The 11951-nt window shown below is 64.9% G+C and carries 12 protein-coding genes, 1 other RNA gene and 1 riboswitch; of the genes, 9 read left to right on the top strand and 4 right to left on the bottom strand.

Annotated features, from left to right (window positions below; translation table 11 throughout):
• Positions 1-207 (top strand): electron transfer flavoprotein subunit alpha/FixB family protein (locus PAN31108_RS25875; RefSeq protein WP_206093596.1); only part of this gene is annotated, 207 nt, incomplete at its 5' end.
• A gap of 212 nt (positions 208-419) precedes the next feature.
• Positions 420-2201, top strand: coding sequence for an acyl-CoA dehydrogenase (locus PAN31108_RS25870; protein WP_150671612.1), 1782 nt, complete (start codon positions 420-422; stop codon positions 2199-2201).
• Between the two features lie 190 nt (positions 2202-2391).
• Here PAN31108_RS25870 and ssrS read toward each other — a convergent pair.
• From ssrS to PAN31108_RS25855, 3 genes are all read right to left on the bottom strand, one after another.
• A non-coding RNA gene (gene ssrS, locus PAN31108_RS25865) (6S RNA) lies at positions 2392-2573 on the bottom strand.
• A 34-nt stretch (positions 2574-2607) separates the two neighbouring features.
• Complete coding sequence (locus PAN31108_RS25860; RefSeq protein ID WP_047907312.1) at positions 2608-2919, bottom strand: cell division protein ZapA; 312 nt, start codon at positions 2917-2919, stop codon at positions 2608-2610.
• Positions 2916-3227 carry an ATPase gene (locus PAN31108_RS25855; protein ID WP_069344296.1) on the bottom strand — a complete coding sequence of 104 codons (312 nt, stop codon included), beginning with the start codon at positions 3225-3227 and terminating at the stop codon, positions 2916-2918. The genes PAN31108_RS25860 and PAN31108_RS25855 overlap by 4 nt, the downstream gene beginning before the upstream one ends.
• A gap of 89 nt (positions 3228-3316) precedes the next feature.
• Positions 3317-3567, top strand: a riboswitch (cobalamin riboswitch).
• Between the two features lie 174 nt (positions 3568-3741).
• Between PAN31108_RS25855 and PAN31108_RS25850 the strand changes: the two genes are divergently transcribed.
• From PAN31108_RS25850 to PAN31108_RS25825, 6 genes are all read left to right on the top strand, one after another.
• Positions 3742-5655: a TonB-dependent receptor plug domain-containing protein gene (locus tag PAN31108_RS25850; protein WP_150671611.1), complete on the top strand. Its 1914-nt coding sequence runs from the start codon at positions 3742-3744 to the stop codon at positions 5653-5655.
• 54 nt (positions 5656-5709) lie between these two features.
• Complete coding sequence (locus tag PAN31108_RS25845; protein ID WP_150671610.1) at positions 5710-6705, top strand: FecCD family ABC transporter permease; 996 nt, start codon at positions 5710-5712, stop codon at positions 6703-6705.
• A gap of 8 nt (positions 6706-6713) precedes the next feature.
• A complete protein-coding gene (locus PAN31108_RS25840; RefSeq protein ID WP_150671613.1) occupies positions 6714-7574 on the top strand; it encodes an ABC transporter ATP-binding protein in 861 nt (286 codons plus the stop codon).
• Between the two features lie 190 nt (positions 7575-7764).
• Positions 7765-8847, top strand: coding sequence for a nicotinate-nucleotide--dimethylbenzimidazole phosphoribosyltransferase (gene cobT, locus PAN31108_RS25835; RefSeq protein WP_150671609.1), 1083 nt, complete (start codon positions 7765-7767; stop codon positions 8845-8847).
• Positions 8844-9704 carry an adenosylcobinamide-GDP ribazoletransferase gene (locus tag PAN31108_RS25830; protein WP_150671608.1) on the top strand — a complete coding sequence of 287 codons (861 nt, stop codon included), beginning with the start codon at positions 8844-8846 and terminating at the stop codon, positions 9702-9704. Before cobT ends, PAN31108_RS25830 begins: the two co-directional genes overlap by 4 nt.
• On the top strand, positions 9695-10291 hold the full coding sequence (locus tag PAN31108_RS25825; protein ID WP_150671607.1) for a histidine phosphatase family protein: 597 nt from the start codon (positions 9695-9697) through the stop codon (positions 10289-10291). Before PAN31108_RS25830 ends, PAN31108_RS25825 begins: the two co-directional genes overlap by 10 nt.
• Positions 10292-10317: 26 nt before the next feature.
• Here the strand turns inward: PAN31108_RS25825 and PAN31108_RS25820 are convergent, their stop codons facing one another.
• Positions 10318-11187: a cobalamin-binding protein gene (locus PAN31108_RS25820; RefSeq protein WP_306440174.1), complete on the bottom strand. Its 870-nt coding sequence runs from the start codon at positions 11185-11187 to the stop codon at positions 10318-10320.
• Positions 11188-11570: 383 nt separating this feature from the next.
• Here PAN31108_RS25820 and PAN31108_RS26570 point away from each other — a divergent pair, with 383 nt between their 5' ends.
• A complete protein-coding gene (locus tag PAN31108_RS26570) occupies positions 11571-11732 on the top strand; it encodes a hypothetical protein (protein WP_174995150.1) in 162 nt (53 codons plus the stop codon).
• Positions 11733-11951 lie beyond the last annotated feature (219 nt).

The following is an 11951-nucleotide window of genomic DNA, read 5'->3' as shown; positions in this document are numbered from 1 at the left end:
GTCGGGCAGACGGGCAAGATCGTGGCGCCGCAGTTGTACGTGGCGGTGGGGATCTCGGGGGCGATTCAGCACCTGGCGGGGATGAAGGATTCGAAGGTGATCGTGGCGATCAACAAGGATCCGGAAGCGCCGATTTTCTCGGTGGCCGATTACGGTCTGGTGGGCGATCTGTTCACCGTCGTGCCGGAACTCACGGGCGCGCTGTAAGCATCTGAGGCCGGTGCGCACGGCGCCGTAGTTCGGCAGCTGGGCTGCGGGAGTCGATCCCGTGGCCCGGTTCCGTCGATTCGCATGCGGACGTGGTGGAGAACGACAAGCGTCTTCATCCGAATCGATTGAACCAAAAACATAACCAGAACAATAAGCATCCCGGTATTCGCCACCATCCGAAGGCAATCGGAATCCCTAGGAGGAACGACATGAGTTTTCAGGCCCCGATCAAGGACATGCAGTTCGTCATGAGCGAACTCGCGGACCTGACGCGCATCGCTGCACTGCCGGGTTATGAGGATGCCTCGCCCGACGTCGCGCAGGCCGTGCTCGAAGAAGCGGCCCGCTTCAATGAGGAAGTGCTCGCCCCGCTGAACGTCATCGGCGATCAGCAGCCGAGTACATGGAAAGACGGCGTCGTCACCACCACGCCGGGATTCAAGGAAGCGTTTCGCCAGTTTTCCGAAGCTGGCTGGCAAGGGGTGGTGCATCCGCAGGCATTCGGCGGTCAGGGGTTGCCCAAACTCGTTGCCACGCCTTGCACGGAAATGCTCAATGCCGCGAACCTGTCGTTCGCGCTGTGCCCGTTGCTGACCGATGGCGCCGTCGAAGCGCTGCTCACCGCAGGCACCGAGGCACAGCGTGCCCTCTACGTTCCGAAGCTGCTCTCGGGCGAGTGGACCGGCACGATGAACCTGACCGAGCCGCAGGCAGGCTCGGATCTCGCGATGGTGCGCACGCGCGCGGAACGCGAGGCCGACGGCACCTATCGCATTTTCGGCACGAAGATTTTCATCACGTTCGGCGAACACGACATGGCGGAGAACATCGTTCACCTCGTGCTCGCCCGCACGCCCGACGCGCCGGCGGGCGTGAAGGGCATCTCGCTGTTCATTGTGCCGAAGTTCAACGTGGACGCCGAGGGCAAGCTCGGTGCACGCAACGACGTGCATTGCGTGTCGATCGAACACAAGCTCGGCATCAAGGCGAGCCCGACGGCGGTGCTGCAATTCGGTGACAACGGTGGCGCGACGGGGTACCTCGTCGGCGAGGAAAACCGTGGGCTCGAATACATGTTCATCATGATGAACGCTGCGCGTTTCGCCGTGGGCATGCAAGGCGTGGCCGTCGCCGAGCGTTCGTATCAGCACGCGGTGGCGTATGCACGCGACCGGCTGCAAAGCCGTCCGGTGGATGGCTCGTCGCGCGACGCGGTCACGATCATTCATCACCCCGACGTCAAACGCATGCTCATGACGATGCGTGCCCTGACGCAAGGGGCGCGCGCACTTGCATACGTGGCCGCCGGGCAGGCCGACATCGCGCACCACGCGGCGGATGCCGACACACGCCAGCGCGCGCAGGCCGTCTACGAGTTCCTTGTGCCGATCGTGAAGGGCTGGAGCACCGAGATGTCGCTGGAGGTGACGAGCCTCGGCGTGCAGGTGCACGGCGGCATGGGCTTCATCGAAGAGACCGGCGCCGCGCAGTACTATCGCGACGCCCGCATTTTGCCGATCTATGAAGGCACCACGGCGATTCAGGCGAACGATCTGATCGGCCGCAAAACGCTGCGCGATCGCGGTGCCGTGGCCCGCATGCTGTGTGAGCAGATCGAGGCGACGGAGAACGAACTGCGTGCTGCGGGGGGTGTGGCGACGCCGGTGGCCGAGCGTCTGGCGAAGGGACGCGAAGCGCTGTCCGTCGTGGTCGACTACGTGCTCGCGAATACCCAGGACAACGCCAACGCGGTCTTCGCCGGCAGTGTGCCGTATCTGAAGCTCGCAGGCATCGTGCTCGGTGGCTGGCAGATGGGCCGTGCGTTGTTGGCCGCGCAGAAGCTGCGCGATCAGGATCCGTCGTTCTACGACGCCAAGATCGGCACCGCACGCTTCTTCGCGGAGCATATCCTGACGCAGGCCCCGGGCCTCGCACAGTCGATCACGGAAGGCGCCGACTCGGCACTGTCACTGAGTGAAGCGCAGTTCTGAGCGCGGTATGTCGGTGGCAGAAGGCGACCTGAGGGTCGCCTTTTCTTTTGCGTGCGTGTCAGGGGCCGAGGTCAGTCGCGGGAACGGGGCCGGCTGAGAAGGGGCAAAAGAGCGGACAGCAGCAGGCGGACGGCAGAACACAGAAGAAAAAAACGGCACTGCGTGAATGTCGTCACGCAGTGCCGTGCATTGGGTCCCCGCCACAGCCGCTAAGCCGGCATCCTGAACCGTGAGGTTCAAGGTGGTCGCGGTTAGTAGCGCTTTGGGTTCATCAGACAGAGTGACGCTCACGCCAGCACTACAAACTTCCGCAACCTGCAACAGATCATTGGTTCAAGGAATCTATGACTTTCGCGAACCAGGCAGGGAAAACTAACTTTTCGGACCGGACCGCTACCGACGTCTTTCAGCTCTGATACTGATCGATGACAGCGCTCAGTCGTTCGTCCATGGCTTGCATTCTACGCTGAATTTCTTCGGCGGGGAATGCTTGTCCGGCAGCAATACTTTTTTCCAACGCAAGCAATTCGGATGCCAGACTCAACGCTGCCATGACGGCAATCCGGTCGGTGCCGCGCACGCTGCTTTGCGCGCGCACTTTGCTCATTTCGGCATCCACACGCGAGACGGAAGCGAGCAGGTCGGCTTCATGTTCGGGCGGGCAAGCGAGGCGGTAAGACTGTTCGAGAATATGAACTTCGAGCTGCTTGATCGTCATGCGTTTTCTCCACCGGGGGTGCCGAGCAGATCCATCTGACCCTCAGCGGGGTTTTGCGTGGGAAGTTTTTCCAGGATCGCGTTCAGGCGAACCTGCGCTTCGTCGATCTTGGCGGCAAGCTGATCGCGTTGCAGGCGCAAAGCGTCGCGCTCTGCGCGCAATTGCTCGATGGCGGCGCGGGTTTCGTCGCATTCGGCGCGCGCACGGTCGAGTTCCGCGAGCAGCGCTTGATTGTGTTGGTGAAAACGCTGGCTGATTACAACCAACTGTTCCATTTTATCGGTGAGATTGTCGAGATCGGTGAGCATCGGGCTGCGTCCTCTTAATTGCCCTACATTCTAACGGAATCGGCGGCCAATGCCCGACGAACGAGCATTGACGCTCGTTCGATTGGCCCCTACACTTGCGGCACTTCGGTGCTCGCGCACGCCCCCCGGCATGCGCGGTTAAACGGGAAACAGGGAGCCGCGTCCCTACACGGGCTGGCTAACCTGTGCTGCCCCCGCAACGGTAAGTCATTCTTTCGACCCGAAAGGTTTCCGAAAACGCGCTTCGCCTCTATCGCCACTGCGTGCCCTATGCATGCGGGAAGGCCGGTCAGGCGCGACGATGACCAGCCCGGATACCGGCCCAAGTGAGTGGGGATTTCATCATGTCGCCCGGCGCGAGCCGACGGTGACGTGTCGTCGTTTTTCAGTGCCGAGCCTTCCCGTCATGTTCGTGTTCGACGTCTGACCGGCGCGCCCGATGTTCCCCTTTCGTCGGCGACCTGCGGGGGAACGGGTCAAGGCAATAGGAAAACTACGGAAGTCATACCCGACCATGCGCTCCCTCGTTCGCGCAATGGCGCTGCACGCGCCTGTCTTCGGCTCTCACGCGTTCGCGTCCGATGCTTCGATCGTCGCCTTGCGCCGCGTTGCGCTCGCTGCCGCACTGCTGAGCGCCGGCATGGCCGCACACGCGCAATCGGCCGACGCCACCCTGAACACCACCGTCGTGACCGCCTCGCGTACCGAGCAGAAACTCGCGGATACGCTCGCGTCCACTTCGGTCATCACCCGTGAGCAGATCGAAGCCAGTCAGGCGCAGGATCTGCCGTCGCTGCTACGGGGACAGGCCGGCGTAGAAATCGCGCAGAACGGCGGTTTCGGCGCTTCGGCGAGCCTCTTCATGCGCGGTGCGGCCTCCAACTCGTCGCTCGTGCTCATCGACGGCGTGCCCGTGAACTCGGCCACGACCGGTACGACCAATATCGCGCAGATTCCGGTGTCGCAGATCGACCACATCGAAATCGTGCGCGGCAACGTTTCGGCGCTGTATGGCTCGCAAGCGGTCGGGGGCGTCATTCAGATCTTTACGCGCAAGGGCGACGGCGGTCCGCCCAAGGTTCATGCCGAAATCGGCTACGGGACGAACAACACCACGCAGGCCAATGCCGGTATCGCAGGCGCGTTCGACGACGGCAAGACGCGCTTCTCGCTCGACGTCTCGCGCTTTCATACCAACGGCATCTCGGCACAGGATCCGCGTTTCGTGCCCACGGCCAACCCAAACCGCAACGGCGACGACAACACCAGCGTGACGGCCGCACTCTCGCGCAAGCTCGGGGATACGTGGGAAGTCGGCGCGCGTCTGTTTCAGAGCGACGCCAGCAGCAGCTACGACAGCGCGTTCGGCAAACCGACGGATCTGAACGATGTCGATGCGCGCGTGCGCCAGATCTCGGCCTACGCGAAGGGTCGCGTCACCGACAAGTGGAGCACGCGCTTCACCGTCACGCAGGGCGACGATTACAGCTACAACTATCTGAACGGCAAGGGCAACGGCAATTTCCACACGTCGAGCCACCAGATCGACTGGGCCAACGAATACGTCTTTCTGCCGGAGCAGAAGCTCATCGCCGGCTACACGCGTCAGGAACAGACCGTCGAGAGCAGCACGAACTACGATCGCAACAATCGCCATCTCGACTCGATTTACGCCAGCTACGAAGGCGTGATCGCACAAAAGCACGAGGTGCAGGCCACCGTACGTCGTGACATGTACTCCGACTTCGGCGGGGCCAACAGCTACTGGGTGGGCTACGGCTACCGGTTGACCGACCAGTGGAAGCTGATGGCCAATGCCTCCGACGGGTTTCGTGCACCCACCTTCAACGAGTTGTTCTTTCCTGGCTTCGGCAACCCGAACCTCCAGCCCGAACGCTCGATCTCGAAGGAACTCGCCGTGCAGTTCTTCGACGAGCGCTTCGGTCTGGCCAAACTCGCGCTGTTTCGCACCGACTACACGAACCTGATTCAATCGCTGAGCGTATTGCCTTACACGACGGCGAACGCCCGGGTCGAAGGGCTGGAACTGACCTATCAGGGCAAGATTCAGTGGACGGGGACGGATGTGCGGGCGTCGTTCACGCGCCAGAATCCGACCGATCTCGATGCCGGCAAAGTGCTCGCGCGCCGGGCGAAGCAGTACGGCTCGTTCGGTGTCACGCAAGCGCTTTTCGACAAGTTCAGCGTCGGTGGGGACGTCTTCTACAGCGGTGAGCGTTACGATACGGGAGGCCAGCATCTCGGCGCCTACGCGCTCGTGAATCTTCAGGCTCGCTACAACATCGACAAGTCCTGGTACGTTTCGGCGCATCTGGACAATGTCTTCAACAAGCACTACCAGACAGCCTATGGCTACAACACCCTCGGGCGTGCGATTTACGTTTCGCTCGGCTGGAAGTCGTTCTGACCTGCGCATGGCGGGTCGTGCATCCGAGGACGTCCCGGCGGGACGCGCCGCCGCATGACGCTGCGTCGCGCACTCGCCATCTGGACGGGGCTGGCCGGGGTCGCGCTGGCCGTACTCGTCGTGTCGCTCATGCTGGGTAGCGTGCCCGTTTCGTTGCGTGAGATCGGTGCGTTGGCATTGGGGCACGACGTGGGCCTCGCGGGCGACGTGATCTGGCGTCTGCGCCTGCCGCGCTCGCTCGCCGCCTTCGCCTGCGGCGGGTTGCTCGCGGTCGCGGGCACCCTCATGCAAACCCTGCTGCGCAACCCGCTGGCCGATCCTTACGTGCTGGGAATCTCCGGCGGTGCGGGCGTGGCGGCGCTGGCCTCGCTGGCGCTCATGTTGCCGTTCTTCTGGGTGCAGACGAGCGCCTTCGCTGGCGCTCTGGCCGCCATCGCTATCGTGATGGGGCTGTCGCGCCGCAGTTTCCTGCGGCCCGGCGATCAGGACAGCAGCACCAAACTGCTGCTGACCGGGGTGATGATGGCGGCGGGCTTCGGCGCGATCGCCACGCTGATTCTCACGCTCGCGCCCGATGCGAGTCTGCGCGGCATGTTGTTCTGGTTGACGGGCGACCTGAACGGCGTCGATCGGGCGTCGTTGCCGCTCGCGGCGCTGGTGGTGACGCTGCTCATCGTGTGCCCCGTCGCCCATCGTCTGAATGTGTTGCTGCAAGGCGAAGCCGTGGCGCAGGCGGTCGGCGTGGCCGTCGGCCCGCTGCGCGCCCGCATCTATCTGGCCGCATCACTCGCCACGGCGCTTGCGGTCACGACGGCGGGCAGCATCGGTTTCATCGGTCTCGTCGTGCCGCATATCCTGCGTCTGCGTTTCGGCAACGATCAGCGCATGTTGCTGCCGGCGGCGGCGCTCGGGGGCGGGGCGCTGCTGATGCTGGCCGATCTGGTCGCGCGCACCGTGATCGCGCCGACGCAACTGCCCGTCGGCGTCATTACCGCAATGATCGGCGTGCCCGTTTTCCTGTGGCTGCTGTCGCGAAGGGGGATCCGATGAACTTCCCGATGCCTGCCTCGACGCCCTCGCCGGCGAGCGAACCGCTGCTGCAAACCCATGCCCTGACGCTGCGTGCGGGCGAGCGAACGCTCGTCGACTGGCTGGATCTCGCCGTGACGCCCGGCGAGTGCTGGTGTCTCGCGGGGCCGAACGGCGCAGGCAAGACCACGCTGCTCGCCACGCTCGCGGGACTGCGTCCCATCGAGGAAAAGCCTTCGCGGGATGCGGCGATTACCGCAAGCGGGCGTATCGTGATCGGCGGCAAGCCGCTGGCAGCGTGGCGTCCCGAACCGTTGGCCCGGGTGAGGGCGCTCATGCCGCAGCAGACCCGCGACGCCTTCGGCGCCACCGCGCTCGAAGTGGTGCTGGCTGGCCGTCACCCGTACCTCGCGCAAGGCCGCTGGGGCGCGTGGGAGTCCGACGACGATGTCGCCATCGCCCGCGCCGCTCTCGCACAGGTCGGTCTCGGCGAGTTCGCCTCGCGCGACGTTACGACGCTCTCGGGCGGCGAGCGCCAGCGAGTGTCGCTGGCGGCGGTGATCGCGCAGGCCACGCCGTTGTTGTTGCTCGACGAGCCGGTATCGCATCTCGATCTGCATCATCAGATCGATGCGCTGGCGCTGCTGGCCGCGTATGCCACCCGCCAAGGCGAAGAGCAAGGGGCCGCCGTCATCTTCTCGTGCCACGATCTCAATCTGGCGCGCCGCTTCGCCACGCACGGCCTGCTGCTCGACGGGCGTGGCGGTTGGCGTGCCGGGCCGGTGCGCGATGTGTTCTCGGCGGCGGCGTGCAGCGAAGCGTTCGGCTACCCGTTGCGGTTGATTCGCGACGGCGAAGACGAAGCGCTCGTCCCTGTGCGTCGCCCATGAATGTGTTCATGACGGGGATCATGAGGGTGCTGACGATGCGTGCACGAGCAGGCGTACACTCACATCCGCGCGCGTGCGAAAAGCCGCAGCATGCGTCGAGGTCATCTCCCGTATTTGACCGTATTTCACGGTATCTCCCGTATCTTCCGTATCTCAGTTTCTCTGTTCCACCGTTTCAGGACGCACCCGTATGACCGCTTTCAGCCCGTTGCTGGCAGAACTCTTCGACATTGCCGCGCCGTCGGCGGCGATGGATGACTCACTGCAACACGCCATCGACACCAAGACCAAGCCGCCTGGCAGTCTCGGCGCGCTGGAGCGCGTGGCGCATCGCCTCGGCCGGATCCAGCAGAGCACCGCGCCTGACCTGACGCGTGCTGCCATGCTCGTGTTCGCTGGCGACCACGGTGTCGTGGCGGCCGGCGTGAGTCCTTATCCGCAGGCAGTTACCGCGCAGATGGTCCTCAACTTCCTGGGCGGCGGTGCGGCCATCAACGTTTTCTGCCGCGCCAACGACATCGAAATGGAAGTCATCAATGCGGGCGTGGTGGCCGACTTCCCGTCGCATGCGTCGCTCGTCGACATTCCCGTGGCGCGCGGCACGCGGAACTTCCTCGACGCGCCCGCCATGACGCGCGAGCAACTCGAAGCCGCCCTCACCGCCGGCGCCGCGCGCGTAGTGACGCACGCCTCGCGGGGCACGCGCATGATCGGCTTCGGCGAGATGGGGATCGGCAATACGTCGTCTGCGGCGTGTCTGATGCAGCGTCTGACGGGATTGCCGCTCCCGGCCTGCGTCGGACGCGGCACCGGTGTCGACGACGCCGGGCTCGCGCGCAAGACGGCCATCCTCGAACGTGCGCTGGCGGCGCATCCGGCCACGGGCACCCCCCCCGATCCCCTGGACACGCTGGCGACGTTTGGTGGCTTCGAGATCGCGATGATGACGGGGGCGTACCTTGCCGCAGCGAAGCTCGGCCTCGTGATCGTGGTGGACGGCTTCATCAGCACCGCGGCATTGCTGGTCGCCTCGCGTGTGTCGCCCGCCGTGCTGGACTACTGCGTGTTCGCGCACGCATCCGACGAAACCGGCCATCGCGCGATGCTCGACGCGCTCGGCGCGGAGCCCTTGCTGCAACTGGGATTGCGTCTTGGCGAGGGCACGGGGGCAGCGCTCGCGATGCCGTTGATTCGGGCCGCCGCCGCGTTCCTGCGCGAGATGGCGACGTTCGAAGGCGCCGGTGTCAGCGACCGTGAGGCGGCGAGCGCATGACGACGGCTGCCCCGGAGCCGTCGCAAGGCTCGGACGACGCCGAGCTTCGGACGCGTGACGTCGTTGCGCTGGCACCGGCAGCGGCATCGTTCGGCGGATGGCGGGGGCAATGGCGACTTTTCCTAACGGCCCTCGGATTTTTCACCCGTGTGCCGATTCCGCAATGGGTCGGCTACTCGCCCGAGCAGTTGAATGCAGCAACGCGGTACTTCCCGCTCGTCGGTGTGTTCGTGGGCACATGTGTGGCCTTGCTGACGGTGGCGATGGGACACCTGTGGTCGCCGCCGCTGGCCATCGCGCTCGGGCTCGGCGTGAGCGTGCTGCTTACCGGGGCCTTCCATGAAGACGGGCTCGCCGATTCCGTCGACGCGTTCGGCGGGGCCTTCGAGCGCGCGCGCGTGTTGGCCATCATGCACGATTCGCGTATCGGTACATATGGCGCGGTCGCGTTGTGGCTGGCGCTGGCCGTCAAATGGCAGGCGCTCGTCGACATTCAGGCGTCGGTCGGATGGGGCGGCTTTGCCGTCGTGCTGATCGGGGCGCATGCCGCGAGTCGCAGTATGGCGATCAGCTTGCTGCGCGCGCTCGATTACGTGCGTCCCGAAGGCAAGGCCAAGCCGGTCGCGCAGCGGCTGAGCGTTGCCGGGCTGATGTTCGGCGTGGCGTGCAGCGTGCCCTGGTGGCTATGGCCCGACTGGCGTGCGGGGGCGACGGGGGCGGTAGTGCTCGTCGTGCTGCGCGCCGGGTTCATCCGCTATCTGCGCCGACGCCTCGGCGGCTACACCGGCGACACGCTCGGCTTCGCCCAACAACTCGGCGAACTCGCGCTGTATCTCACGGTGTGCGCATGGATCTGATACTGATGCGGCACCCGCCGCCGGATGTCGCTTCGGATGTCTGCTATGGCCGCGCCGACGTGCCGCCTGTCGAGGCTCGCCTGCTTCCCGAGATCCGAGGCATGGTGTCGCGACTGCACGATGTGCTCGAAGGCCGTCGCCCGACGGCGATTCACAGCAGTCCCCTGCAGCGTGCTCGACGTGCGGCGCAGGCGATGGCGGGGGAACTCGGTCTGTCGTTGCAGATTGACGCGCGGCTTGCCGAGATGGATTTCGGTGCCTGGGAGATGCGCCGATGGGACGATATCGATCGCACGGCGCTCGACGCGTGGGCGGCGGATGTCTGTGGCTTTACCCCACCGGGCGGTGAATGCGCGCGCGACGTCTTGCGTCGCATGGACGCCTGGGCACGAGCGCTGCGCTCGTCCGCCACGCACGACGACGTGCATCTCGTCGTCGCCCATGCCGGTCCCATCCGTCTGCATACGGCAACGGCGTTGCGTTTGCCGACGACCGCGTGTCTGGCGTGGACACTGGACTTCGGCCATCTGTGCCATCTTCGCATCGCCGGCGACGGTCGGGCGCGCCTGATTCGCTGGAACGCCTGAATCGTCGCACGCACGACGTGATTCGCTCACTTCACCGTTTGCGGGCGACGCGTGCGCGCGAGATCGAGGTCTTCGCACAGTGCGCGGGCGCCATCGAGAATGCGCGGGCCGGGACGGTTGATGAGATCGCCGTCGATACCGAACAGGTTGTTGCGCGCCACCGCCGGCAACTGCGGCCACTGGCGCCAGCTATCGAGCGTGGCGAGGGGCTTGTCCGACGTCGTCGCCCCTTGCGTGGCCGTGAACATTGCCTCCGGCGCTTTCGCCAGCACCGCTTCGACGGACACGCGCGGCACCAGCGGCGCTTCGTCGGCGAAGACGTTCACGCCGCCGCACAGGCGAATCACATCGCTCACCATATGCGTGCCGTTCAGTGTCATGAGCGGCTGCGCCCAGACCTGATAGAAAACCGGCACCGGCGGGCGCGACGCGTACTGCTTGCGCAGCGCTTCATAACGCGCGCGAAACGCGTCGGCCGACGCCTGGGCTTTCGCCGGTGTGCCCATCAACGTGCCGAGGGTCTCGATGGCGTCGGGCAAATCGCTCAGATGTTTCGGCTCCGAATAGAACACTGGCAACTTCAACCGACGCAGCGCTTCGACCTGACGCTGTGAGTTGCCGTGCATCCACACGACGAGCAAGTCCGGTTTAAGCGCGAGAATGCGCTCCAGATCGAGTGCGCTGTTGTCGCCCACGCGCGGCAAACGCTGCGCCGCCTCCGGATAATCCGAGTACTTCACCACGCCCACGACTTTGTCGCCGGCGCCGGCGGCGAACAGCAACTCGGTCGCGTGCGGGGCGAGGCTGACCACGCGCTTTGCGGGGGCGGGCAGTGTCACGGTAGCGCCGGTGTCGTCTTTCACGGAGACGGCGGCGTGCGCTTGCGATGCGGCCAACGACGCGACGACGGCGAGGGCGAGGCGCAGACGCTGCCGATGTTGGCGGGGATGTTGGCGTGAATGTCGGTGCGATGGGCAGTAGCGTGGGAACATGGCCGGTGCGGTCCCATCGGGACGTGGTCAGGATTGTCGAGGCGCGGAAAACGACGTCTCATATTCGGGACGATTCACAGCGGGACGATTCATAGCGTGGGGTCATTTCCGCCGCCAGATCGTCATTCTCTGTGCGTTGCGACATCGGGGCAAGAGGCAGGCTCGGGAAGCCAGCGAACCGATGTCACATCGGGGTTGTCGAACGATGCGTGACGGGGCGTCGTGTGATGGGCAATGTCGGCCGTAAGTCGGCACGCAGCGGCCCCCGGATTTGAGGAGTCAACGTTGTGAAGCGAAATTTCGGAATTGTCGGCGCGCTGGCGCTGTTTGTCGTGACGATGCTCGGTGCATGCGCCGCACCCGACTCGGGCTCAGGGCCACGCGCCGCCGGTAGCGGCAAGGTCGAAGCCTATGGCGTCATCGATGGCGGGGTGACGATCGTGAAGTAAGCCGTGAATCGTAAGCCGCAGGTCGCAATTTGTACTTCGCAATTTGCCATTCGCAACGCCAGCCATGTCGATCTTCACGTGGCGCGCCGTATACCCGTATACGACCGCGCCCCCTGACGCGAAAGCGTTCAGGGGGCGCGGTGTCGTCGTGCCGCAGTCGTCGTGCCGCAGTCGTCGTGCCGCAGTCGTCGTGCCGCAGTCGTCGTGCCGCAGTCGTCG

It is taken from the genome of Pandoraea anhela, assembly GCF_902459655.1.
In the GTDB taxonomy this organism is placed as follows: domain Bacteria; phylum Pseudomonadota; class Gammaproteobacteria; order Burkholderiales; family Burkholderiaceae; genus Pandoraea; species Pandoraea anhela.
The sequence above is the reverse complement of the archived record's forward strand: the minus strand, read 5'-3'. Positions and strand labels throughout refer to the sequence as shown.

Bases quoted from the DNA above. Each gene is read 5' to 3' on its own strand.
- PAN31108_RS25870 (WP_150671612.1), top strand. From the start codon at position 420: ATGAGTTTTCAGGCCCCGATCAAGGACATGCAGTTCGTCATGAGCGAA.
- PAN31108_RS25860 (WP_047907312.1), bottom strand. From the start codon at position 2,919: ATGACGATCAAGCAGCTCGAAGTTCATATTCTCGAACAGTCTTACCGC.
- PAN31108_RS25855 (WP_069344296.1), bottom strand. From the start codon at position 3,227: ATGCTCACCGATCTCGACAATCTCACCGATAAAATGGAACAGTTGGTT.
- PAN31108_RS25850 (WP_150671611.1), top strand. From the start codon at position 3,742: ATGCGCTCCCTCGTTCGCGCAATGGCGCTGCACGCGCCTGTCTTCGGC.
- PAN31108_RS25845 (WP_150671610.1), top strand. From the start codon at position 5,710: ATGACGCTGCGTCGCGCACTCGCCATCTGGACGGGGCTGGCCGGGGTC.
- PAN31108_RS25840 (WP_150671613.1), top strand. From the start codon at position 6,714: ATGCCTGCCTCGACGCCCTCGCCGGCGAGCGAACCGCTGCTGCAAACC.
- cobT (WP_150671609.1), top strand. From the start codon at position 7,765: ATGACCGCTTTCAGCCCGTTGCTGGCAGAACTCTTCGACATTGCCGCG.
- PAN31108_RS25830 (WP_150671608.1), top strand. From the start codon at position 8,844: ATGACGACGGCTGCCCCGGAGCCGTCGCAAGGCTCGGACGACGCCGAG.
- PAN31108_RS25825 (WP_150671607.1), top strand. From the start codon at position 9,695: ATGGATCTGATACTGATGCGGCACCCGCCGCCGGATGTCGCTTCGGAT.